Annotated in this window: 20 protein-coding genes; 10 read left to right on the top strand and 10 right to left on the bottom strand. The window is 61.7% G+C overall.

Going from position 1 to position 22,977, the window contains the following annotated elements; genetic code table 11:
• Positions 1-153 precede the first annotated feature (153 nt).
• Positions 154-381: a hypothetical protein gene (locus ACLFKU_RS27075; protein WP_013092475.1), complete on the bottom strand. Its 228-nt coding sequence runs from the start codon at positions 379-381 to the stop codon at positions 154-156.
• Between the two features lie 360 nt (positions 382-741).
• Positions 742-1,635 (bottom strand): LysR family transcriptional regulator, encoded by an 894-nt coding sequence (locus ACLFKU_RS27070; RefSeq protein ID WP_410851129.1) that lies wholly within the window; start codon positions 1,633-1,635, stop codon positions 742-744.
• A 98-nt stretch (positions 1,636-1,733) separates the two neighbouring features.
• On the opposite strand from ACLFKU_RS27070, the gene ACLFKU_RS27065 reads away from it, so the two are divergent.
• The 3 genes from ACLFKU_RS27065 to ACLFKU_RS27055 are packed head-to-tail and all read left to right on the top strand — an operon-like array spanning position 1,734 to position 4,729.
• Entirely contained in the window at positions 1,734-3,038 is a 1,305-nt protein-coding gene (locus ACLFKU_RS27065) for a CitMHS family transporter (protein ID WP_410851128.1), read from the top strand.
• A gap of 25 nt (positions 3,039-3,063) precedes the next feature.
• On the top strand, positions 3,064-4,422 hold the full coding sequence (locus ACLFKU_RS27060; RefSeq protein ID WP_410851127.1) for an acyclic terpene utilization AtuA family protein: 1,359 nt from the start codon (positions 3,064-3,066) through the stop codon (positions 4,420-4,422).
• 1 nt (position 4,423) lies between these two features.
• Positions 4,424-4,729 carry a hypothetical protein gene (locus ACLFKU_RS27055; RefSeq protein ID WP_368585457.1) on the top strand — a complete coding sequence of 102 codons (306 nt, stop codon included), beginning with the start codon at positions 4,424-4,426 and terminating at the stop codon, positions 4,727-4,729.
• Positions 4,730-4,786: 57 nt separating this feature from the next.
• Here the strand turns inward: ACLFKU_RS27055 and ACLFKU_RS27050 are convergent, their stop codons facing one another.
• A complete protein-coding gene (locus ACLFKU_RS27050) occupies positions 4,787-5,497 on the bottom strand; it encodes a FadR/GntR family transcriptional regulator (protein WP_368585458.1) in 711 nt (236 codons plus the stop codon).
• A 418-nt stretch (positions 5,498-5,915) separates the two neighbouring features.
• Between ACLFKU_RS27050 and ACLFKU_RS27045 the strand changes: the two genes are divergently transcribed.
• From ACLFKU_RS27045 to ACLFKU_RS27030, 4 genes are all read left to right on the top strand, one after another.
• Positions 5,916-7,247, top strand: coding sequence for an MFS transporter (locus tag ACLFKU_RS27045; RefSeq protein WP_410851126.1), 1,332 nt, complete (start codon positions 5,916-5,918; stop codon positions 7,245-7,247).
• Between the two features lie 130 nt (positions 7,248-7,377).
• On the top strand, positions 7,378-8,727 hold the full coding sequence (gene gudD / locus ACLFKU_RS27040) for a glucarate dehydratase (RefSeq protein ID WP_018434892.1): 1,350 nt from the start codon (positions 7,378-7,380) through the stop codon (positions 8,725-8,727).
• 536 nt (positions 8,728-9,263) lie between these two features.
• Positions 9,264-11,537: a beta-glucosidase family protein gene (locus tag ACLFKU_RS27035; RefSeq protein WP_410851125.1), complete on the top strand. Its 2,274-nt coding sequence runs from the start codon at positions 9,264-9,266 to the stop codon at positions 11,535-11,537.
• Positions 11,538-11,642: 105 nt separating this feature from the next.
• Positions 11,643-12,440, top strand: coding sequence for a peptidylprolyl isomerase (locus tag ACLFKU_RS27030; RefSeq protein WP_410851124.1), 798 nt, complete (start codon positions 11,643-11,645; stop codon positions 12,438-12,440).
• A 143-nt stretch (positions 12,441-12,583) separates the two neighbouring features.
• On the opposite strand, the gene ACLFKU_RS27025 is transcribed toward ACLFKU_RS27030, so the two are convergent.
• Positions 12,584-14,092: an MFS transporter gene (locus ACLFKU_RS27025; RefSeq protein WP_368585533.1), complete on the bottom strand. Its 1,509-nt coding sequence runs from the start codon at positions 14,090-14,092 to the stop codon at positions 12,584-12,586.
• A gap of 328 nt (positions 14,093-14,420) precedes the next feature.
• Between ACLFKU_RS27025 and ACLFKU_RS27020 the strand changes: the two genes are divergently transcribed.
• The 3 genes from ACLFKU_RS27020 (at position 14,421) to ACLFKU_RS27010 (ending at position 18,009) form a co-directional block, all read left to right on the top strand.
• Positions 14,421-15,533: a porin gene (locus ACLFKU_RS27020; protein WP_410851123.1), complete on the top strand. Its 1,113-nt coding sequence runs from the start codon at positions 14,421-14,423 to the stop codon at positions 15,531-15,533.
• 541 nt (positions 15,534-16,074) lie between these two features.
• Positions 16,075-16,782 (top strand): dienelactone hydrolase family protein, encoded by a 708-nt coding sequence (locus ACLFKU_RS27015; protein ID WP_410851122.1) that lies wholly within the window; start codon positions 16,075-16,077, stop codon positions 16,780-16,782.
• A 525-nt stretch (positions 16,783-17,307) separates the two neighbouring features.
• On the top strand, positions 17,308-18,009 hold the full coding sequence (locus tag ACLFKU_RS27010; protein WP_368585465.1) for a GntR family transcriptional regulator: 702 nt from the start codon (positions 17,308-17,310) through the stop codon (positions 18,007-18,009).
• Between the two features lie 106 nt (positions 18,010-18,115).
• Here the strand turns inward: ACLFKU_RS27010 and ACLFKU_RS27005 are convergent, their stop codons facing one another.
• The 6 genes from ACLFKU_RS27005 to ACLFKU_RS26980 form a co-directional block, all read right to left on the bottom strand.
• A complete protein-coding gene (locus tag ACLFKU_RS27005; RefSeq protein WP_246391938.1) occupies positions 18,116-18,661 on the bottom strand; it encodes a flavin reductase family protein in 546 nt (181 codons plus the stop codon).
• 99 nt (positions 18,662-18,760) lie between these two features.
• On the bottom strand, positions 18,761-19,432 hold the full coding sequence (locus tag ACLFKU_RS27000; RefSeq protein ID WP_368585467.1) for a 4-carboxy-4-hydroxy-2-oxoadipate aldolase/oxaloacetate decarboxylase: 672 nt from the start codon (positions 19,430-19,432) through the stop codon (positions 18,761-18,763).
• Positions 19,429-20,106 (bottom strand): RraA family protein, encoded by a 678-nt coding sequence (locus tag ACLFKU_RS26995; protein ID WP_176106756.1) that lies wholly within the window; start codon positions 20,104-20,106, stop codon positions 19,429-19,431. Before ACLFKU_RS26995 ends, ACLFKU_RS27000 begins: the two co-directional genes overlap by 4 nt.
• A gap of 2 nt (positions 20,107-20,108) precedes the next feature.
• Complete coding sequence (locus ACLFKU_RS26990; RefSeq protein WP_368585534.1) at positions 20,109-20,771, bottom strand: RraA family protein; 663 nt, start codon at positions 20,769-20,771, stop codon at positions 20,109-20,111.
• Positions 20,772-20,785: 14 nt separating this feature from the next.
• Positions 20,786-21,790, bottom strand: coding sequence for a protocatechuate 3,4-dioxygenase (locus ACLFKU_RS26985; protein WP_410851121.1), 1,005 nt, complete (start codon positions 21,788-21,790; stop codon positions 20,786-20,788).
• Positions 21,791-21,818: 28 nt separating this feature from the next.
• The gene (locus ACLFKU_RS26980) at positions 21,819-22,832 is read right to left on the bottom strand and encodes an amidohydrolase family protein (protein WP_368585469.1); all 1,014 of its coding nucleotides are present in this window, start codon (positions 22,830-22,832) and stop codon (positions 21,819-21,821) included.
• Between the last annotated feature and the right edge of the window lie 145 nt (positions 22,833-22,977).

The following is a 22,977-nucleotide window of genomic DNA, read 5'->3' as shown; positions in this document are numbered from 1 at the left end:
CCGCAACTGCGCTGCACCGGAAAGCCACGCGGTAAGTACGCAGCGCAACCGCGCACAAAGCCGCAAGCAGGACCGCAAATACGACAATGGCGCCTTCGGGCGCCATTGTCGTTTCTGCTTTCACTGCTACGTCGCCGTCGGTCATATCCGTCCTTATACGTGAACGATTTCCCAATCAGCGAGTTTCTCTGGAATTTCGAGCGTCGACGTGTCGAGCTCGGACAGATGCTCGCAACTCAGGCCGCGCGCGAGGTCGTCGGCGGCCTGTTGCGGGCTCGAGAATTCTCCGAGCGTTTCGTTGCCGTAGGTGGCTTCCCAGCCGTCCTGACCCGGCAGAATGTAGAACGCTCCCTGCGTCGAACCAAAGCGAAAGCCTTTCATTTTTAGTCTCCCAGTTACCAATAAAAAAGCCGCGATTCGTGACGGCTTCTGCGCAATCTCTGGGATTTGGGTGGCCATGTCGTGAGGCCCCTCGAATCCGACTGCGTGAAACGCGTGCTCTTGTGAAAGAGTCTACGTCAGCCAGTCGGCTCGCAAGCGGGCGTCAAACCGTTCTTTATCTTATAAATATTCTCGCAAAAACAATGGTTTAGGCGTTTCATTTTGCGATGTGCAACGCTGCCGGACATCGTGAAATGCCCGCTTTGTGCCGCGCACCATGGTTTTTTACGACGCGCGGCATCGTTTCAGATCGTGAAAATTAGGGCTCCCGCGACGTACAAATCGACGCCTGCGCCCCTATCACGCGTCGATCCGCTCGATCAACATCGCGACGAAGGTCTCGGTCACCGGCGGCAAGGTTCGGCCGCGCTTTCGGATCAGCGCGATGCGGCGCGTGAACGCGGCTTCGTCGATCGGCCGCGCGACCAACTCGGGCTCAGCGCGCACCTCGCGCGCCGACGCCGGCAGGATCGTGATGCCGAGCCCGGCGCGCGCCATCGCGACCGCGCTCATCATGTAGGTCGGCTCGCAGGCGATGCGCGGCTCACATTGCGCGTCGGCGAACGCGCTGTCGACCACCGCACGTACGCTCGTGCCCTGCGCGGTCAGCACGAGCGGCTCGTTGGCCAGATCGCCGAGCGTGACGGGCCGGCGCCGCCGCGCGAGTGCGTGCTGCTTCGGCAACACGGCGACGAGCCGGTCGATACCCTCGTGCAGCACCTCGAGCCCGCTGTCGTTCAGCTCGCCGCCGGTCAGCCCGACATCGACTTCCTCGTTGCGCACCAGCGTGTTGACCATGCTCGCGACGACGTCGCGCACCTCGAAGCCGACGCGCGGCACGGCTTTTCTCAGCGCCTGCACGAGCTCGGGCAGCACGCTCGCCGCGAAGGTCGGCAGGCAGGCGATGCGCACCGTACCGCTCGCGCCTTCGCCGAGCGCGCGTGCATCGAGTAGCACGTGCTCCATGTCGTGCAGCGATTTCTGCAGCACGGGCAGCAGCTCCCGGCCGGTCGGCGTCAGCGCGACATTGCGGCTGTTGCGATCGAACAGGCGCAGGCCGACCGTTTCCTCGAGCCGGCGAATCTGCACCGTCAACGCCGGTTGCGACAGATGCAGCCGCGCGGCCGCGCGCGTGAAGCTGCCCGTTTGGGCGACCGCGATAAACGCGCGGATGTCCCGCAGATTTAGATCCATGATGATTTGTGATTGCTGCAATCAATTCATTTCAATTGTTTTATTGCTGTGCAGAACTTACGCTCGATCACACTAAAAAACAACCTGGAGACAAGCTCATGCTGCCATTGCTGGGGCTGGCTACCATCGTCGTGCTGCTCGGCGCGATCCTGTCCAAACGCATGTCGCCGCTCGTCGCGTTGATCATCGTGCCGCTCGCGGCCTCGCTGCTCGGCGGCTTCGGCCTGCAGACCAGCAAGTTCGTGGTCGACGGTCTGAAAAGCCTCGCGCCGGTCGTCTGCATGTTCGTATTCGCGATCCTGTACTTCGGCACGATCACTGACGCCGGCACGCTCGACCCGATCATCGAGCGTATCCTGCGCGCGGTCGGCACGCGGCCCACGCGTATCGTGATGGGCACCACGCTGCTCGCGCTGCTGATCCACCTCGACGGCTCCGGCGCCGTCTGTTTCCTCGTCACGATTCCCGCGATGCTGCCGCTTTACGATCGCCTGAAGATGGACCGGCGCGTGCTCGCCGCGGCGGTATCGATGGCGGCCGGCATCAACTTCCTGCCGTGGACAGGGCCGATGATTCGCGCGTCGGCGTCGTTGCATCTGCCGATTTCGGCGCTATTCAATCCGCTGATTCCGGTGCAGGCGATCGGCCTCGTATTCGTGTTCTCGATGGCGTACTGGCTCGGGCGGTGCGAGGAAAAGCGCCTCGGCCTCACTGCCGCGAGCGGTTCCGTGCCGATGCCGCAACGCGAACTGACGCCAGAACAACAGGCGCTGCGCCGCCCGCAAAACTTCTGGTTCAACATCGTGTTGACGCTTGTCGTGCTGGGCACGATGGTCGTGATGGGCGAGAAGATTCCGCCGGCCGTCATGTTCATGGTGGGCCTGTGCATCGCGTTGATGGTCAACTATCCGAACGTCGACATGCAGCGCAAACGGATCGACGCGCATGCGCGCGCCGCGCTGATGATGGCCGGCATCTTGCTCGCGGCCGGCGTGTTCACCGGCGTGATGCAGGGCAGCGGGATGCTGAAGGCGATGGCGCAGGCGGCGGTCGGCTTCGTGCCGCCGGCGATGGCGAGCCATATTCCGATCGTGCTCGGCCTGCTGTCGATGCCGCTCAGCATGCTGTTCGATCCCGATTCATTTTATTTCGGCGTACTGCCGGTGATCGCGGAAGTGGCGGGCCAGCTCGGCGTGCCCGCAGTGCACGTCGGACAGGCCGCGTTGCTCGGACAAATGACCACCGGTTTTCCGGTCAGCCCGCTCACGCCCGCGACGTTCCTCGTGGTCGGCCTGTGCGGTATCGAGCTGGCCGATCATCAAAGATTCACGTTTCCCCTGCTGTTCGGCGCGTCGGTCGTGATGACGATCGCGTGCGTCGCGCTCGGGATCTTTCCACTGTGAGTTTCATTGAACGGACGGCAGCACCATGACAGCCATTGAATCTGAACGCGTCGTGCGCATCGGCGCGGGCGCGGGCTACTCGGGCGACCGCATCGAACCCGCGCTCGAACTCGCGGAACACGGCCAGCTCGACTATCTGGTCTTCGAATGCCTCGCCGAACGCACGATCGCGATCGCGCAGCAGGCGCGCAGCAAGGACGCGGAGCTCGGCTACGACCCGCTGCTCGAAGCGCGCATGCGCGCGGTGCTGCCCGTCGCGGCGCGCAACGGCGTGCGTATCGTGTCGAACATGGGCGCGGCCAATCCTCGCGCGGCGGCGCGCAGGACCGCACAGATCGCGCGCGAGCTCGGTCTCGGCGGGCTGAGGATTGCCGCCGTCACCGGCGACGACGTGCTCGACGTCGTGCGTGCGGGCGAGTTCCATTTCGTCGAATCGGGCGACGCGGTGGCCGCGTACGAGGACCGGCTGATATCGGCGAATGCGTATCTCGGCGCGAGCGGCATCGTCGACGCGCTCGCGGCCGGCGCGCAGATCGTACTGACCGGGCGCGTCGCCGATCCGTCGCTGTTCGTCGCGCCGCTGGTCCACGAATTCGGCTGGCGCATGGACGACTGGCCGATGCTCGGCCAGGCGACGGTAATCGGCCATCTGCTCGAATGCGCAGGGCAGATCACCGGCGGCTATTTCGCAGACCCCGGCTTCAAGGACGTGCCGAATCTCGCGCGGCTCGGCTTTCCGATCGCCGAAGTTGCGCGGGACGGTTCGGTGGTGATCACGAAGCTCGCGCGAAGTGGCGGGCTCGTGACCGAAGCGACGTGCAAGGAGCAGTTGCTGTACGAGATTCACGATCCTCGTCGCTATCTGCAACCCGACGTGGTCGCCGATTTCTCGCAGGTGCGCGTCGAACAGGAAGCCCCGGACCGTGTGCGCGTCACTGGCGGTGGCGGCACGGAGCGCACCGCGACGCTGAAAGTGTCGGTTGCATATTTCGACGGCTATATCGGCGAAGGGCAGATTTCGTACGGCGGACCGGGCGCGCTGGCGCGGGCGCGGCTCGCTCTCGATATCGTGCGAGAACGGCTCGCGCTGACCGGTGTAGAGGCGCGCGAACTGCGCTTCGATCTCATCGGCGTGAACGCACTGCATGGCGAGACGGTCGCGGCTGGCCATGGCGAGCCGTACGAAGTGCGCGCGCGGGTGGCGGGGCGCACGGCATCGCTCGCGGAAGCGGTGCGCATCGGCAACGAGGTCGAGACGTTGTACACGAACGGACCGGCGGGCGGGGGCGGAGTGACGAAGGCGGCGCGCGAGGTGGTCGCCGTGCAATCGGTGCTGCTGCCGCGCGAGCATGCGACGCCGGCTTTCTCGCTGGTGGAGGCTTGAGATGAAACTCCGTGAACTGGCTCATTCGCGCACCGGCGACAAGGGCAATACGCTCAACATCTCGGTGATCTGCTACGACGCGCGGCACTACGAGCGGTTACGCGATGTGTTGACGCCCCAGCGCGTCAGCGCGCATCTGCGGGATGTGGTGCGCGGTGACGTGGTGCGGCACGAGTTGCCGGGCCTTGCCGCGTTCAACTTCGTGCTCGGCGATGCGCTCGGCGGCGGCGTTACGCGTTCGCTCGCGCTCGATGCGCATGGCAAATCGCTGAGTTCGGCGTTGATGGATCTGGACGTGGGGGAGTGAGCGGGTGCTGCTGGCGGTGTGTCGTATTGCGGGGCGGTCGATCGGCCCCGCATGCGGTCACACGCCAGCCTTCGTCAAGTCATGCGCGCGGCGCAGACGTTCGCGGCTGTTGCTCAGATGCATGCGCATCGCGGCGCGCGCGTCGTCGGCGTCCTGACGCTCGATCGCGCGATAGATCATCAAGTGCTCGCCGAGCACGCTGCGCAGTATCTCGATATGGTCGAGCTCGGCGATCTCGGCCGAACCGAGCCGCGTGCGCGGGCTGACCGAGCGGCCGAGCTGGCTCAGCACGTCGAAGAAATAGCGGTTGCCGCTCGCACGTGCGATCTGCAGATGGAACTCGATGTCGTGTGCGAGCGTGTCGGTGCTGCCGCGCTCGAGTTCCGACTCGAAGCGGTCGAGCGCGGTGCGAATCTGCTTCAGGTTCTGCTCGGTGCGCCGCGATGCCGCGAGCGCGGCCGCGGCCGCTTCGACGTCGATCCGGAACTCGATGATCGCCATTACGTCGAGCATGCTGGTGAGATCGGCGGCGGGAAGCTGCATCGGCTTTTCCGCGGCGGGCGCGAGCACGAACGTGCCGATGCCGTGGCGTGTCTCGACGATCCTCGCTGCCTGAAGACGCGAAATCGCCTCGCGCACCACGGAGCGGCTCACGGACAACTGCTTCATCATCGCGACTTCGGTGGGGATGCGATCGCCTGGCCTCAGCGCCCCGCGGCGAATTTCATCGGAAAGGGTGGCCACCACCTTTTCAGTTAGGCTGCTCATTTTTGTGGCTGGTTGACTGATCCAACAGAGTATTGCACAGGACTGTACTCGATTCTGCCGGGTTCGGCGGCCTCGGTGCGGGCTATTTTTTCCGCGCCGGACGCGGGGTGGAGCGAGGATGAGGCGGGCGGTTGCGCAAGCGCATGAGCTGCTGGTAGGGAGCCTCCATTTAAAGACATCGGACGTCTTAGTCCGAGCTAGATTTCAGAAGTGGGTTGTAGCCCTAAAAGCCCTGAATCGGCCGATATCCCAAGGGAATCAATCAACGCGCGCAGGGTAAACACCCAACTGGATCTGGGAAAAATAACGCGGTAGACTGTCGTCAGACAACGTATCAGGCGCATCGGCGGCTCTCGTATCGAACCGTTGCGTCGCGCTGCGTTCCACCAGGCCACATGGCCCACAGGGGAGACAAAACTTGACATCAGTTCTCACTACCGCGCTCGACCCGCTGCAATCAGCGGTCGCGAAGGTGAAGCGCAACGTGTTGCCGCTTTTCCTGATCATGTTCATCGCGAACTACATCGACCGCGTGAACATCGGCTTCGTCAACGCGCACATGAAGACCGATCTAGGCATCGGCGCGGCCGCCTACGGGCTCGGCAGCGGGCTGTTCTTCATCGGCTACGCGCTGTTCGAAGTGCCGTCGAACGTGCTGATGCAGAAGTTCGGCGCGCGCGCGTGGCTCACGCGCATCATGGGCACGTGGGGGCTGGTGGCGGGCGCGATGGCGTTCGTCTGGAACGACACGTCGTTTTACGTGCTGCGGTTCCTGCTCGGCGTCGCCGAGGCGGGCTTCTTTCCCGGCGTCGTCTTTTACTTCACGCAGTGGCTGCCGCAAAAAGAGCGCGGCAAGGCGATGGCGATCTTTCTGTCGGGTTCGGCGCTCGCGTCGGTGCTGTCCGGTCCGATCACCGGTTCGCTGCTGTCGATTCGCGGCCTCGGCCTGCAGGGCTGGCAGTGGATGTTCCTGATCGAAGGCGGGTTCTCGATCGTGCTGTGCGTCGTCAGCTGGTTGCTGCTGAAGTCGCACATCCGCGACGCACACTGGCTCACCGCCGAAGAGCAGCGCGTGCTCGAACGATCGATCGCGGCCGAACAGGCTGAACGCGAAGCGCAGGGCGGCGCGCATCTGCCGACGATGAAGCTGCTGAAGGACCCGCAGATCGCGCTGTTCTGCTTCCTGTACTTCGCGATCCAACTGACGATCTACGCGGCCACTTTCTGGCTGCCGACGATCATCCGCAAGATGGGCGGCCTGTCCGACTTCGAGGTCGGCATGTTCAACGCGATTCCGTGGCTGATCGCGATGGTCGCGATGTATGGCTTCGCTGTGGTGTCGGCGAAATGGCGTCATCAACAGGGCTGGCTCGCGGTCGCGCTCGTCATCGCCGCGGTTGGCCTGTTTGCGTCGACGTCGGGCAACCCGGTGTTCTCGTTCGTCGCGATCTGTTTCTCGGCGATCGGCTTCAAGGCCGCGTCTTCGCTGTTCTGGCCGATTCCGCAGGGCTACCTCGACGCGCGCGTCGCCGCCGGCGTGCTTGCGCTGATCAACTCGCTCGGCAACCTCGGCGGCTTCTTCGCGCCGGCCACGTTCGGCTATCTGCAGCAGCACACGGGCTCGATCACGGGCGGCTTGTACGGCCTCGGCGTCGCGTCGCTGCTCGCGGCAGCGGCCGGCTTCCTGACGCGCAACAAGCCCGGCAATCGCCAGCCTTCGCCCGAGTCGTTGCGCGGCAACGCGCATTGACTACACTGACGGCTCGTATGCGGCCGTCAGTTCTTCTGTATTCGCGTTTTCATCCGGTCCGGTCGAACGCCCACGCAGCGCGCGGCGGCTTCCGCCGGCCGGCTTACTTCATCACACAGGTGCTTTTCCCATGTCCACCAAACCTACCGAATCGAACGCCACGCCGGTCGTCACCGAACTGCGCGTCGTGCCCGTCGCTGGCCGCGACAGCATGCTGATGAATCTGAGCGGCGCGCATGGTCCGTTCTTCACGCGCAACGTCGTGATCCTGCGCGACAGTGCGGGCCATACTGGTGTCGGCGAAGTGCCGGGCGGCGAGAACATCCGCAAGACGATCGACGACGCGCGGCCGTTCGTGGTCGGTCAGTCGATCGGCAATCTGCAGGCGATCCTGAACAAGGTGCGCACGCAATTCGCCGATCGCGACGCGGGCGGCCGCGGCCTCCAGACCTTCGACCTGCGCACGACGATTCACGCGGTCACCGCGCTCGAAGCGGCGCTGCTCGACCTGCTCGGTCAGCATCTCGGCGTGCCCGTCGCGGCACTGCTCGGCGAAGGCCAGCAGCGCGACGAGGTGGAAATGCTCGGCTATCTGTTCTATATCGGCGATCGCAACAAGACCGACTTGCCGTACGCGAACAACGCCGGTGCGCGCGATGACTGGGAGCGTGTGCGCACCGAAGAAGCGATGACGCCGGAAACGGTCGTGCGTCTCGCCGAGGCCGCGAAGGCGCGCTACGGTTTCAACGACTTCAAGCTGAAGGGCGGCGTGCTGCAAGGCGACGCGGAAATCGAAGCGGTGACGGCGCTGGCCGAGCGCTTCCCCGAAGCGCGCGTGACGCTCGACCCGAACGGCGCGTGGTCGCTCGCCGAAGCGGTGCGCCTGTGCCGTGACAAGCACGACGTGCTCGCTTATGCGGAAGATCCGTGCGGCGCGGAGAACGGCTATTCGGGCCGCGAAGTGATGGCCGAGTTCCGCCGCGCGACCGGCCTGCCGACAGCGACCAACATGATCGCGACCGACTGGCGCCAGATGGGTCACGCGATCCAGCTGCAATCGGTCGACATTCCGCTCGCCGATCCGCATTTCTGGACCATGCAGGGCTCGGTGCGCGTCGCGCAGATGTGCAACGACTGGGGCCTCACGTGGGGTTCGCATTCGAACAACCACTTCGACATTTCGCTCGCGATGTTCACGCACGTCGCGGCCGCGGCGCCGGGCAAGATCACCGCGATCGATACGCACTGGATCTGGCAGGACGGTCAGTTCCTGACGCGCGATCCGCTGCAGATCGTCGGCGGCAAGGTCAAGGTGCCGCAGAAGCCGGGTCTCGGCATCGAGCTCGATATGGACGAACTCGAAAAGGCGCACGCGCTGTATCAGCAGCACGGCCTCGGCGCGCGCGACGACGGCGTTGCCATGCAATATCTGATTCCGAACTGGAAGTTCGATAACAAGCGTCCGTGTCTCGTGCGTTAACGACGATTCAGCTCAATCGAAAGCCTGGCGGCCTGCACCAACGGTGCGGTCCGCCAGGCTTTTTTGTTTTCCGGCCGTGGACTTTCTCGCTCGCCTCTCTTCACTCATCAGACGTCCGTGCATGCAGTATAAGTGGTTGTTTTCATTGGCGTAACGTAAACCCTAGTCGTCTGATGACGATTAAATCATTACGATGGCTTCACTGGAAAGTGAATCATGTCCACGTTGAGGTGAGCGTCGGGGACGAGAAGTTTCCAGCCAGGCTTGCACGTCTTTTAGACTCGGGCCCGGAGCAGCAGCAAGCGGAAAACTGGCAATAAATCGAATCGCAGTCCTTCACATTAAAACGACCCATGCGCGTCTCGCGTTTGTGCATATAACAATTGAGGAAAGACATGTCTGTGAAATTCACTCAGAGGAGAACAGCCGCTGCCGCAAGTTTCGTATTCATTCTGGCGGCGTGCGGTGGCAGTGACAGTCCGAACACAACGGCGGCTTCAACGCCAGCCCCGACGCAGACATCCACCATGCCATGGATGAATACGTCACTGTCTCCCGAAGCACGCGCGGCACTGCTTGTCCCAGCCATGGCGCTTGCCGATAAGGAAGAGCAATTGGTCGGTTCGAATCCCGGCATCCTGCCTGAATTGCCGCAGTGCTACGGTGCGCGGCACATTCTCGGCCTGACGAAGTACGCTATTCCGACCTTGCGCATCACCAATGGGCCGGTGGGTATCGGCCAGAACGACTGCGTTTCTCCGTCCGTATCGGGCTTTGCCGCCTATACGGATTCCAGCTCCGCCAAGGCGACCGCTCTGCCTTCAGCCATCGCGATGGCGGCTTCGTTCGATCCTTCCGTCGCGACCCAGTTTGGCAACGTGGTCGGCGTCGAAGGAAGCAACCTGGCTCTGCACGTATTCGAAGCACCCGGTATGAACCTGGCAAGATTGCCGGTGGGCGGACGCAACTTCGAGTACATGGGCGAGGACCCCTATCTCACCGGCACGATGGGTGTCGCCGAAATCCAGGCCGTGCAAGCCCACGGCATGATCGCAATGGCGAAGCACCTCGTGGCGAATGAGCAGGAAACGAATCGCATGACGATTCAGGAAAGCGTCGACGACCAGACGTTGCACGAACTCTATATGCTGCCGTTCGAAATGGCGGTGAAGGCAGGCAACGTCGGCGCCGTCATGTGTTCGTACAACTCGGTGAACGGTTTTTCGATGTGCGAGCAGAAGCACATCCTGTCCGATGTGCTTCGCGGGCAATGGGGCTTCAAGGGCTACGTGCAGTCGGACTTCTTTGCGGCGCACAGTACCGCGCCGACGCTTCTGGCAGGCATGGACAACGAAATGCCGCTGCCGCAGAACTGGTCGCCGGCAAACCTGAATGCAGCTTTGGCTTCGGGACAGATTCAGACCTCGGATATCGACAATGCGCTGCTGCGCCGATACACGCAGATGTTCCGCGCGGGCATCTTCGATCGGCCTATTGCTCAGACCGCGATCAACGCGACGGCTGACGGTGCGGTCGCGAAGCAGATCGGTGAACAGTCGGCCGTGCTGCTGCAAAACAACGGGACCTTGCCGCTGAAGAAGACGGTTCGAAACGTCCTCGTGGTCGGCAAGACGACACAGGTCTATGCGCAGCAAGCGGTTGCCGGCGGCAGCTCGGTCGGCCACCCGATGGGTTCGGGCGGCGGCAGTTCCGACGTCGTCGCCTTGTACACCGTGACGCCGGTACAGGGCATCAAGGACACGCTTGCGAACCTCGGCAATACCGGTGCTCAGGTTCATCTGGCGCTCGTCGACGACAACAATTCGACTGGCACGATCGACGGCGCGGTCGCCACCATCTCCGACGTCACGTCAGCGGCGACCGGCGCCGACGCGGTGATCTTCATGGCCGGCTCCATGTCGGAGGAAGGTGCTGACCAGGCGACCTTTACCGACTCGACTGGCCTGACGCTCGACACCGGCAAGTACCTGAATACGCTCGACTGGTATTCGCCAAAGTCGAGCTCGATCACTACCTCGAGTACCGCAAAGAACAGCAACACGCTCGCGTTGCTGCAGACCATCGTCGCGGCAAACAGCAACACCGTGCTCGTTCTGAAGGACAGCGCCGCCGAAGCGCTCGATCCGTCGATCCTCACAGGCGGGACATCCGCCGCGAGCGCGATTCTCGAAACGTGGTTCCCCGGCCAGGAAGACGGGCATATCGTGGCGGATCTGCTGTGGGGTGTCGCGAATCCGTCCGGCAAGCTACCTGTGACGTTCCCGCAGGTCGGCCAGGGCTTCATGGATTCGATTACGGCTTACCAATACCCGGGTGTGTCGATCAACGGAAGCGCGACGGTCACCTACTCCGAAGCGCTCAATGTCGGCTACCGCTGGTACGACGCGATGGGCAAGACTCCGGCATTCCCGTTCGGTTATGGACTTTCGTACACGACCTTCACGATTACCAATCCGACCGTCAGTACCGGAGCAAACGGCACTTACACGGTTAGCGCGGTCGTGAAGAATACGGGTTCCGTCGCGGGCGCCGAAGTTCCGCAGGTGTACGTTGCGCTGCCGACGTCGGCGGGAGAGCCGCCCAGGCGTCTGGTGGGATTCCAGAAGGTCAGTCTGAATGCAGGCGCAACGCAGACGGTGTCGATCACGATCGATCCCGCCGCGCCGAATCATCCGCTCAGCACGTGGAGTAAGGATGCGCAGCAGTGGACGACGCCGACTGGTTCCTACTCGGTGTATATCGGGAACTCGTCGCGCAGCCTGACTCTCGCCGGAACTATTACCAAATAAAGTCGAATAAAGCGCCAGAGTCTGATCAGATTCGATCCCTGATCGGACCTGGCGTTACACACACCAACCAAAGTGGTCCGCTTAATGAAAGTACTATCACGACGGATGTTGGCACTTGTGCTCGGTGCAACGCTCTCGCTGGCGACGAGTGCGACAGAGAAGCCCTTTGTCACGGTCAATGGCGAACCGGTTTCTCAAGCCGACGCCGATTTGTACATCGGACAGGCGCATGCGCAAGGATTTTCTGATTCCCCACAATTGACCGACCATGTCCGGGACGAATTGATCCGGCGCGAAGTTCTGTTCCAGCAGGCGCAGAAAACTGGCTTCGACCGCAACCCGGAAGTCGCGGCACGTGCCGAGGCCGCGCGGCAAAAGATTCTCTCGCAGGCGCAGGCGACGTGGGAGATCGAGATCGTCAGAGCGTACATGCAGGACTTTCTGAAAAAGAATCCTGTCAGCGACGATCAATTGAAGGCGATGTACAACGACATGAAAGCAAAGGGCGGAAGCACGCAATATAAAGTCCGCCATATCCTCGTCAAGGATGAAGGTCAGGCAAAAGACATCATTGCGAAGCTGAACAAGGGAGCGTCATTCGGCGACCTCACAAAGGAATTGATCGATGCCGACACTCGATACAACGGCGGAGATCTGGGCTGGATAACTTCGAGCAAGGTGGTCAAACCGTTTGCTGACGCGGTTTCGCATTTGCACAAGGGCGAATACACGCGCACGCCGGTCAAGACCGGATACGGTTTTCATGTGATCGAAGTCGATGACACTCGCCCTTTGCAGGTTCCGTCGTTCGAAGACATGAAGCCGATGCTGTACCAGCAGGCGCAAGCGGAACTCGTCGACAGGATGGTGAAGGATCTTAGAGCGAAAGCCACCATTCAGTAAGCGGCCAAATCACGTTCGTCATACTTGGGATGCGATTGCGAGCCTGATGTGACGACGTCGGGTCTCTTCGTCCAACCCATTCGCTCCCCGGTCTTTCATTCGGATCGGGGAGCTTTTTTTATTTGCCGCTGATATTCCCGCACTCAGCTCTTGCGAAACACCACGTGCGAGATCCGTTGCACCAGCAGCGCGGCCGCGAGCGATGCCACCGCCGTCAGCCACACGCCCATATGAATGGACTGCACGAGCGCATCGCGCGCGCTATCGATCAGCGCAAGCGTATCGAGTCCCGACGTCTTCATATCCGCGATCAGCTGCGTGCGCGACGCATCGTCGATCAGGATGCGCAGATCGACGAAACGCGGCCGCCATTGCGATGAGGCCGGCTCGCCGAGCACGCTCATCGTGCGCGTGACGACGTCGCGATAGTGATGCTGCACGACCGTCGCGACGATGCTGGTGCCGAGCATGCCGCCGACCATACGGGTCGATTGCAGCAGCGCGGTCGTGATGCCGAAGCGCTCGCGTCCGGCGATCTCCTGGCCGAACACGTTCAGATTGTTCAGGATGAAGCCGAGGCCGATGCCGACGGCGCCCATCGGCAGCACGATGCGCAAGCGCGGCGTATCCGGATTCGCGAAAGCGAGCGCGATCGACGCGAACATCAGCAGCCCGAAACCGATGGTCAGAATGCGCGTGGGCTTCTTCATGTGAATCACGATGCGCGTGTTCAGCAGACTGCCGAGCGCGATGCACGCGGCGATCGGCGTCGCGAGCAAGCCGGCCTGCTGCGGCGACAGACCGAAGCCGCCTTGCAGCAGCAAAGGCGCGAAGAAGATCAGCGAGAACATCACGAAGCCGGACAGCATGCCGAGCGTGAATAGCGTGACGAGCTGCGCGTCCTTGAACAGATCGAGCGGAATGATCGGATGCGTGGCGCGCTTTTCGCACTTGAAGAGCGCGACCGCGCCGATCATCACGCACGCACCGAGCACGAGATTGCCCACCGTGAGGCCACTCTTCGGCACCGCTTCGATGAAGGCCTGCAACCCGCCGAGCACGCCCGCGACGAGCCCAGCGCCGAGCCAGTCGATCTTGACTTCGCCGTCCTGCGGCCGCCGGAAGTTCGGCAGATGGATCCAGACGAAATAGAGCGCGGCCGCGCCGACCGGCAGATTGATGAGAAACGTCGATCGCCAGCCGAGGTGCTCGCTCATCCAGCCGCCGAGCGACGGACCTGTCGCCGTGCCGATGCCGTAGGTCGCGGCCAGCACGACCTGCCAGCGCACGCGGGTACGCGGGTCGGGGAACAGATCGGGAATCGACGCGAACGCGGTGCCGACCATCATGCCGCCGCCGATGCCTTGCAGTCCGCGCGCGATCGCGAGAAACAGCATGCTGTTGGCGAGGCCGCACAACACCGACGCGACCGTGAATGTGATCACCGCGGCGATCACGAAGCGCTTGCGGCCGAAGTAGTCGCCGAGCCGCCCGAACACCGGCACCGTGACGACGGACGCGAGCAGGTACGCGCTCGCGATCCACGCGAAATATTCGAAGCCATGCAACTCGGCGACGATCGACGGCAGCGCGGTGCTGACGACGGTCTGGTCGAGTGCGACCAGCATATTGACGAGACCGATGCCGAGCATCGCGTAAAGCGCGTGGCGAAACGGCAGGGCGGGGGCGGCGGGAGCGGCGGCGGAACTGGCGGCGGGGGCGGTGGAATTCACGGATCGGGCAGAAGGCGGTTCGGGGTGGACGCTGCACGGCGTATCGCGGTCAGGCACCCGGCGATTGTACGCAAGTTGTCTGACGTCTTGAGGATTATACGGGTTTTCCCCTAGTCAAAGCCGTTCATCGCGCGAAAACCACACTGCGACCGACGCTGCCGCGCGCATGCTCTCGCCCGAACGTGGTAAGTTCGCTCGCGGAATATCCGATCGATGTGTTTGAGGAGGACTCATCCTGCGTCACGTCATGGCTTGCCTGCCGAACACAGTCCGCGAAGCCTTGACGACCAGAGGCGGCGTGACAGCGGCCTGGTTAGGTGGCGCGCTGCTGCTCTACGCGCACGGCGCAGGCGCCGTCACCGACATCGATACCGGCACCGGCGCCGCCTCCGCTTCCGGAATCAACGCCGGCTTCGTCTCGCTGTATGGCGTGATCGACACGAGCGTCGAAGTCACCGACCCCGGTTCGGGATGGGTCGCGCGCATGGACTCGGGCGCATATCGCGGTTCGCGCGTCGGGCTGCACGGCGCGGAGCCGCTCGGCGGCGGCAACGCGATCGTGTTCACGCTGGAAAACGGCTTCAGCTCGACCGACGGCAGCCCGCAGGTGCCCGGCTCGATCTTCAATCGCCAGGCATGGATCGGCGCGAGCGGCGGCTGGGGCGAACTGCGCTTCGGCCGTCAGTATTCGCCGATCTATATTCCGTTCAAGGGCGATCTCGACGCGTTCGGCGCCGGCACGATCGCTTCGGGGCTCAACAACCTGTCGAAAATCACCCCATACGCGAACAATGCGCTTGCGTATCTGTCGCCGCGCATTGCCGGCTTTAGCGCGACGCTGATGATGGCGATGCGCGATCCGTCCGAGAAGGACGGCAACGGTATCGACGGCTATTACGTGACCGCGTCGTACCGGTTCGACCAATTGCATCTGCTGTACGCGCGCCAGCAGACCCACGGTGCCGGCGCTCTGCGCGCGAATCTCGGCGGCGCGAACTACGCGTTCGGCAAACTGCGCGTATGGCTGTCCTTCTTCAATGGCGATGGCGGCGCGCCGGTCTATCACGGCGCGGGCGGCTCGCTGTCGGCGCAATACAGCTTCTCGACCAACGCGCGCGCGTCGCTCGGCTATGCGCACGTGCGCGACTACACGACGCCTGGTGGCAGCGCCGACCAGTTCAGCGCGGCATTCGAATACAGCATGTCGCCGACGCTGCTGCTCTACTTCAGCGCCGCGTATCTCGCGAATCACGACGACTCGAGCTTCACGCTGCGCGGCGTCAACGTGACCGGGCTGCCGGTCGCCTATCCGGGTGCGCCTGTGGCGGGTGTTCAATTCGGTGTGATCGAGCGTTTCTAGCGCGGATCGCAATACGTGATTAATTGGTATATGTCGAATGCACTTTAGATGCGACTGCGAATTGACGAGAGAGTCGCGCGAGTCGGAATTGCAAAAGCGTCGCGAATAAAAAAAAGCCGACACAGTGTGTCGGCCTAAAGATTCTGGCATCCGAGGATGATGGCCAGAACCTGAGAGACATGGACCCGCAGAGCAGCCCCAGTGCGGTATTTCGGGCCGCCGCGACGCGGGTCGATCTGCGTCGTACTTTAACGTTAGCTTTCAGCGCGAGAAGATTGAGAGCGCGTTCCGCTGATTGCTCTTCGTTCGAATGCCGATCCAGAAAGCATGGCGTGGAGTATAGCGTCGCCAATCGACTTTGTGGAACCGCACTTCGGCGAATGGGTTAATGAGGTTTTCCGGATGTTTAACGTCGTATGGTTGGATTTACATAATGCGCAGATTCAACCGGAGCACTCCCGCGCGCTGACACGGTTCCGATAGAACAGGAAACGGGGTAGTGGCGCTATGCTAGCGGTTTCGTCTACTCGAGGAGCGACCGATGACCCAACACGCAGGTTCGATGATCACGTTCAACCGTCCCGATGGCAAGCAGCTACAGGGCTATCTCGCGAAGCCGGAAAAAACCGCGGGCGCGCCCGCGATCGTCGTGATCCAGGAATGGTGGGGATTGAACGACCAGATTCGCGGCGTCGCCGATCGCCTCGCGAAAGCCGGCTACTTCGCGCTCGTGCCCGATCTGTATCGCGGCAAGTCGACGGTCGAAGAGGACGAGGCGCACCATCTGATGAGCGGCCTCGATTTCGGCGATGCCGCAACGCAGGACGTGCGCGGTGCGGTCCAGTATCTGCAGCAGCACGCTGCGAAGGTCGGTGTGACCGGCTATTGCATGGGCGGCGCGCTGACGTTCCTCGCGCTGTGCAATGTGCCCGAATTGGCGGCCGGCGTCGTCTGGTATGGCTTCCCGCCGCTCGACTATATCGATGCGTCGAAGATCAAGGTTCCGGTGATGGGCCACTGGGGTACGCAGGACGAGTTCTTCGCCGCCGACACCGTCGACGCGCTCGAAAAGAAACTCACCGACGCGAAGGTCGACATCGATTTTCATCGTTATCTGGCGCGTCACGCGTTCGCGAACGAAACGGCGGTTGGATCGGGCCGCATTGCGAGGACGCAATACGATCCGGTCTGGGCACAACAGGCCTGGGATCGTACGCTGACGTTCTTTGGCCGCACGCTGTGGAAATGAGTTAGTGAATGGCGGAAGTGGACGGCCGCGCTGTTTATTTGCAGCGCGGCCGTTTTCTTATGCAGCCTGTTCCGGGTTTGCGAGGTGCGCTTCAAACCCTGCGTGCTGAATGGCGTTGCCAAGCTGGCGGATGTGGACGGCCTGATTTTGCGCAAACATAGTGTTCCTTATCGGATGCGTCTATCTAGAATTGCATTTGAAAGCAAAGCCAACATAAAATGCTAAACGGTATTGGAATCATCGGTTAAGTTGTGGACAGCAGCACTTAACTCGGCAGACGGGTGTCAGTTCATTTCGCTGTTCTGGACCTGAAAGCGTCATTCCTCTCGTGGGGAACGGGCGACATCTTCGCTGACATTGTCTGACCGGTCGCGCAGCCGCTAATACAGTTAAGTACCTACCTAATATTCAAGCGAAATTCGCGAGTCCGAGGCAACACGCAGGGCGGCGGGCGTCCGTGGCCAAGGGCCGGCCACGACGTGTCGTTGACGGTTGCGTCGGGATATTCTGAGATATAATACGAAAATGAATACGATTGCGATGCTAGGCCGAGTGACTTCCGGCGAACTTCAGGAACTGGACGGCAGTGATTTCCCGGCTCAGGTGGCGGCAGAGACGCGCAAACTGATCAACCGGGGAGTGCTTGCGCCCGGCTTCCAACTACGACAGTCCGATCTTGCCGAGCGCTTCGGAATTAGCCGAGTGCCCGTGCGTGAGGCGCTGAAACTGCTGGCCGCTGAAGGCATCATTGAACACGATCCGAATCGTGGGTTCTTTGTCGCCCAACTGTCGAGCGACGAGGCACGGCAACTATATCGGATGCGGCAACTGCTCGAAGCCGAATTGCTGATGACCATCGAATGGCCGACGCCCGCGCAGATGAAGCAACTCAAGGCAATGCTCGCGGATCTGGAGCATTTGCTCGGTGCGGGTAATCGCGAAGGCTGGATCGAGCAGCACCGCGCATTCCACGACATGATTTTCGATCTGTCACCGAACAAGGTCCTTAAGCGCGAAGTGCTGCGATTGATGCGATTGACCGATCGCTATCGCGCATTGGCCGCGGATATCTCTGCGAACCCTGAGCACCGCAATGCGAATATCGAGGCGCGGTTGGTGAAGGCGTTGCAGAGTAAGGATAAGGACTTGCTGCTCGCGACCTACGAAAAGGGCCGATCGATTGTTTTGAGCGGCTTGATGGCGGTGCTTGCGGCCAGAGAGACCTGAATGATAGAAGGGGCACCCACGGTGCCCCTTTTTTTATCTACAGCCGGTTTCGCGCAACGTGTTTGTCGTTCGACGCCGACGCGAAGACGCCTGCCGAATTGCTAAATTAGTCGGAGCCCCAGTTCGAGATCCAAAGCATGTCGTGGAAATCGACGGCCTTATTGGTTTGAAATTCACCGTAAGAACCCTGCGAATACAGGAGCGGCGTCTTTGCGTCCGTATTAATGGCGGTTCCCAGCACGTGGCCAAAAATTACGGCATGCGTGCCGATTTCGACGATACGTTCGACGCTGCAATCAAAATTCACCATGGCCGTGGCCAACGCCGGGGCGCCGGTCCTAATGCGATTCCATGTGCCTGCCTGGAATTTCTCCTCAGGCGAGATAGGGCGAGAAAATCGTTGTGCCAATTCCTGCTCGCTGCGCGCTAGCACATTGACGACGAAATGACCGGTCGCCTGCACGTGTGCCAACGACGAATTCGCGCGATTGATGCAGACGAGCAGGATAGGGGGCGCCGCACTCACCGAGGTCACGGCGGTTGCTGTCATGCCAGCGAGTGGACCGTCAGCGTCAGAACCGGTGGTAATCAAACATACGTGCCCGGTGAGGCTGCGCATGGCGCGCCTAAATTCAGATTCTTCGATGCTCAATTGCGCCCCCAGGTCATCAAAATTTGGTGACACTAAAAGAAACACGGGTGGCGTCCCAAAGACGGCCGCCCGTGAGAGAGACTCGCACCTCTCAGCCGGTTACTGGTCCCAGCCGAAGATACTGAGCGTGCTTTCGCCGGCCTCTAGCCGTTTCAACTGCTGTGCTTCTGCGGCCTCGCGTGCTTCCGACGCTGCGATAGCGGTTGCGACTTGCTCGCGCGGAATGCAGACGACACCATCTTCGTCGCCGACGATCAGGTCACCTGCATTAACGGTTACGTCGTCGAGTCGGATCGGTGCGTTGATCCAGCCACGTGCGCCAAAGTCTTTTCCGGTGCCACGGATGCAGAGTCCTCGGGCGAAAACTGGGAAGCCGATCTCGGACAGCAGTCGCTGATCACGAACGCACCCGTTAATGACGAGCCCTGCAAGCCCGCGAACCTTTGAGGCCGTTGACATGATCTCGCCCCAGTACCCATGCTCATACGCTTCGCTGACCGATACGACCAGCACATCACCCGGCTGCGCTGCGTAGATCGCCCGGTGCAACCACAGGTTGTCGCCGCCCGGCGAATGGACGGTCACAGCAGGGCCACACAGCTTGAAACCCGGTGCCACAGGGTGGATTGCAGCCGGCAGCGCACCGATCTTTCCAGCCGCTTCATGCAGCGTGGCAGACGGCAGTTTGCCAGCGGCCTTGATCAGTTCGGCATCCGGACGTTGAATATCGAGGCGTGTCGTCTCTGCCGGGTTGAAGCGCGGACCGGTCATGCTTTGCTCCCGGTGGTGCGCGTTTGCAATTGATGGTACTTGAACTGCTTGCGCGCTTCGTCGAGGCGCATGCCCGACGCGACTGCTGCACGAATGGCTCTTTCTGCTGCGTCGATTTCTTCCGCAGCGGCGAGCACACGCTCTTCGTGTTCTTTGGGAATCGAAATCACGCCATCGGCATCACCGCGCAGCAGGTCACCCGGGGCAACACGTACGTCGCCGATGTTGACCGGCACATTCGTGGCTTCGACTTGCACGCGATCCTTGCCCGTGCGCATCCAGTTGTCCTTGGAGAACACCGGATAACCGAGCGACAGGCAGAGATGGACGTCGCGGTTGATGCCGTCGATCACCGTGCCGGCAATGCCGCGACGGTGTGCGATTTCAGTCAGGATGTCGCCCCAAACGGTGGCATCGGTGCGACCGCCGTTGTCGAGAACGATCACGCTGCCGGGCGGCACGTCGTCGATGAAGTCGCCGACCGTGCCTGCGGGAGAAGCAGCCGGGCCGTAAAGGATCGTGAATGCACGGCCAGCCATGCGGAAGGACGGATCACGGGGCTTGATACGGCTGCACTGGCCGTTGAGGCCCAGACGATCGAGAGCGTCGCTCAACGTCGCCGTTTCGAGTTTTGCCGCACGTGCGACGTTCTTGTCTTGTTCGATTTCGGACATGACTAATCCTTAAGCATGAATTCGTAGTTGCCGCCCATCACTTCGTGAATGGGGGTACCTGCCAGTACAGCCTTCGCCATCAGAGCTTCACGCGCCACGATCGACTCGGCGGTTTCGATCACGCGTACAACGTTGGCGGCGCTGATGAAGATCACGGCGCTGCTGTCGGCGATCACATAGTCACCAGCTTCGACGGCGGTACCGAAGACCTCGACCGGAACGTTGACGCCTTTCTCGACGATGCGACCGCGGGCAGTGCGGGCGGTGAACGCGTTCGCGAACACCGGCAGATCCATCTCGCGGGATTCGTCGATATCACGGACCGGGCCGTCGGCGATCACGCCAGCGATGCCGCGAACCTTGGCGCCCAACGAGAGGATGCCGCCCCACGAACCGGCTTCGACGCCCGTGCGCTGTTCGACGACGATCACGTCGTCGGCGCCGCCGAGTTCGATAGCGGTGGTGCCGAGGTGACGCGGCGGGCCCGGAGGCGGATCGCCAACACCAAGTTTCATCGTGATCACGCGACCTGCGATCCGGCTGGTGCCCGAAGCCTGCCGCACACCGCTGACGACGCCGCTCAGACCGAGTTTGTCCAGCGCATCCGAGACGGCGCAGCAGTCCAATCGCCGAAGGCGGTGGACGTATTCGTCTTTGCTTTTCATATCTTTGCTAATCCTTATTGCCGGTCCGGCGACTTCCAGTAAACGAAACCCATCGCGTTGCCGGTGCCGGCTTCGCTGCGATAGCACGGCACGTAATCGACCACCGTCATGTCGAAGCCGATTTCGTCCATCACGCCAGCGACCGGAATCCAGTTCTTGATTTCCGACGTGCCTGCCTGGAAGATCGCTTCATCGAGTTCGAAGACCGGCGAGAAATCATGGTTCTTCATTGCGCTCAGGACCAACTGATCGACGCGCTCGTCGATCACGAAGTGCGTCAGACCGCCCGAGGCGATGACGGCAACGCGTGCATCCGTGTCCCACGACTGGATAGCGCGACCGATCGAGCGGCCGAATGCGTGGCAGCGGGCAACGGTCGGTTGATTCGGCGGGTAGAACGTGTTGACGAGCACCGGCACGGTCGGTATCACCTGATCCTTCATCAACTGACGGAACACGAACCCGAACGCATGTGGTGTTTCGGTTTCCGACAGACGCTGAAGGGCTGCGACGTCGAACTGATCGTTCATCGCCGTCTTGATGATGTGCTTTGCGAGTTCGGGAACGCCGGAGTAACTCGCGGTATCCGGCATATAGCCAGGCATCGCGTGACGCACGCCCGGGGGCATCGTCTGAAGTTTCGCGTGGCTGATCATGTTGTTCACGATCGTCGGGCCACACATGACGCTGAGTGCGGGGATGCAGTCGGTATCGAAGATCTCCATCTGATCGTTGCCGACGATCACAACGACGTCCGGCTTCGCTTCGGCGAGAACCCGCGCCATCTCTTCGATAGCCGCGAGACACTGGGCGTGCCTGGCTTTCCAAACGTCGAGCGTAATCTGGTCCCCGAGGTTCTCGGCACGCCGATAACCGACGAGTTCATCGAAGGACCACTCACGGCCCTCGAAGTGATGCTTATTCAGTCGGTCATCGGGTACACGAGCGCCCCAGGTTTCAGGCGGCGTCACGAGCATGGGACCGTGCGACGTCCCCATTCCCAGTACGATTTTTGCCATGGTTTTCGAGTCCTGTGGGCGCTGGGAATTATTCGTAATCCGCGAGGTCGAGCTTGAAGAAGTCGCGAGCATTGCCGAAGAAGATCTTGTCCTTCTCTTCCTGCGACAGCCAGTCGAAGCCCTGGATGTACGGCTTGATGTCGTCGAACGTGCGGCCCGTATCTGGATTGATAGCCGAGCCGACGCCCGGGCACTCGGCGCCGAACAGGCAGCGATCGGCACCCACGGTCTTGATCAGCAGGCGCAGCGACTCTTCCGAATAGAGCACGGTGTCGTAATACAGGTTGCGCATACCTTCGAGGAAGTTGCGGCCGGCGCGTGCCGCACCCGACTGGAAGCGACCGATCTGATACGGGATCGAGCCGCCGCCGTGCGAGATCATGATCTTCAGCTTCGGGAAGTCCTTGAACACGTTCGAATTGACGAGGTTGAACACCGCGATCGTTTCTTCATTGATGAAGTGAACGGTGTAGGGCGAGCGAGCCGAGTGTGAACCCGTAGCGTGGATATGCGCCGGAATGTCCAGTTCGCACAGCTTTTCGTACAGCGGATACCAGTAGCGCTCACCCAACCCCGGAGCTTCGCTGCCGCTGTTTTCGAACGGATCCGGGTTGAGCAGCACGCCCTTGAAGCCGAGTTCCTTCACGCCGCGTTCGAGTTCCGGCAGCACGGTTTCGATCGGGTCACCCGCAACTTGCGGCAGGCCGCCCACACCGATGAAGCGCTTGGGCAGCAGCTTGACCGTGCGCGAGATGATGTTGTTCGTTTCTTCGGTGAACCAGTGGACGAGTTTGCCCGGCTTCTGGCTGTGCATCATCTGGAACGGACGCGGCGACAGCAGCTGGACGTTCGTGCCCACGCGATCGAGCATGTCGATGTGGCCGACCGGCGCCATTTCCTTCTTGTTCGCGTAGTGCAGGATCTCTTCGTCCGTCACTTCCGGCATCCTGCGACCATGTTCGCCGCGATGCGAGAGGATGTGTGCCTTGTAGACCCAGAGTTCGGCGGGCGCGCTGACGTGACCGTGGCAATCGATAATCACTTACTTGTCTCCTTGACTTAAGGCATTGCTGATCAAGTCCACCGCATAGCTACTCGGAGCGTTATAGAGCGGAGTGGATAAGGAAGGCAGAACAGGATGAAGCAGCAGACGCTGGCGATGGAAGCTGACGAAGGTGCGGGTTTCG

This window comes from Paraburkholderia sp. EG304 (genome assembly GCF_046543485.1).
In the GTDB taxonomy this organism is placed as follows: domain Bacteria; phylum Pseudomonadota; class Gammaproteobacteria; order Burkholderiales; family Burkholderiaceae; genus Paraburkholderia; species Paraburkholderia youngii.
The sequence above is the reverse complement of the archived record's forward strand: the minus strand, read 5'-3'. Positions and strand labels throughout refer to the sequence as shown.

Excerpts from the sequence above, each read along its gene's own strand:
- ACLFKU_RS27035 (WP_410851125.1), top strand. The coding sequence starts at position 9,264 with ATGAATACGTCACTGTCTCCCGAAGCACGCGCGGCACTGCTTGTCCCA.
- ACLFKU_RS26985 (WP_410851121.1), bottom strand. The coding sequence starts at position 21,790 with ATGGCAAAAATCGTACTGGGAATGGGGACGTCGCACGGTCCCATGCTC.
- ACLFKU_RS27065 (WP_410851128.1), top strand. The coding sequence starts at position 1,734 with ATGCTGCCATTGCTGGGGCTGGCTACCATCGTCGTGCTGCTCGGCGCG.
- ACLFKU_RS27075 (WP_013092475.1), bottom strand. The coding sequence starts at position 381 with ATGAAAGGCTTTCGCTTTGGTTCGACGCAGGGAGCGTTCTACATTCTG.
- ACLFKU_RS27050 (WP_368585458.1), bottom strand. The coding sequence starts at position 5,497 with ATGAGCAGCCTAACTGAAAAGGTGGTGGCCACCCTTTCCGATGAAATT.
- ACLFKU_RS27015 (WP_410851122.1), top strand. The coding sequence starts at position 16,075 with ATGACCCAACACGCAGGTTCGATGATCACGTTCAACCGTCCCGATGGC.
- ACLFKU_RS27030 (WP_410851124.1), top strand. The coding sequence starts at position 11,643 with ATGTTGGCACTTGTGCTCGGTGCAACGCTCTCGCTGGCGACGAGTGCG.
- ACLFKU_RS27055 (WP_368585457.1), top strand. The coding sequence starts at position 4,424 with ATGAAACTCCGTGAACTGGCTCATTCGCGCACCGGCGACAAGGGCAAT.
- ACLFKU_RS26995 (WP_176106756.1), bottom strand. The coding sequence starts at position 20,106 with ATGTCCGAAATCGAACAAGACAAGAACGTCGCACGTGCGGCAAAACTC.
- ACLFKU_RS27025 (WP_368585533.1), bottom strand. The coding sequence starts at position 14,092 with ATGCTCGGCATCGGTCTCGTCAATATGCTGGTCGCACTCGACCAGACC.
- gudD (WP_018434892.1), top strand. The coding sequence starts at position 7,378 with ATGTCCACCAAACCTACCGAATCGAACGCCACGCCGGTCGTCACCGAA.
- ACLFKU_RS27060 (WP_410851127.1), top strand. The coding sequence starts at position 3,064 with ATGACAGCCATTGAATCTGAACGCGTCGTGCGCATCGGCGCGGGCGCG.
- ACLFKU_RS27010 (WP_368585465.1), top strand. The coding sequence starts at position 17,308 with ATGAATACGATTGCGATGCTAGGCCGAGTGACTTCCGGCGAACTTCAG.
- ACLFKU_RS26990 (WP_368585534.1), bottom strand. The coding sequence starts at position 20,771 with ATGAAAAGCAAAGACGAATACGTCCACCGCCTTCGGCGATTGGACTGC.
- ACLFKU_RS27070 (WP_410851129.1), bottom strand. The coding sequence starts at position 1,635 with ATGGATCTAAATCTGCGGGACATCCGCGCGTTTATCGCGGTCGCCCAA.
- ACLFKU_RS27000 (WP_368585467.1), bottom strand. The coding sequence starts at position 19,432 with ATGACCGGTCCGCGCTTCAACCCGGCAGAGACGACACGCCTCGATATT.
- ACLFKU_RS27020 (WP_410851123.1), top strand. The coding sequence starts at position 14,421 with ATGGCTTGCCTGCCGAACACAGTCCGCGAAGCCTTGACGACCAGAGGC.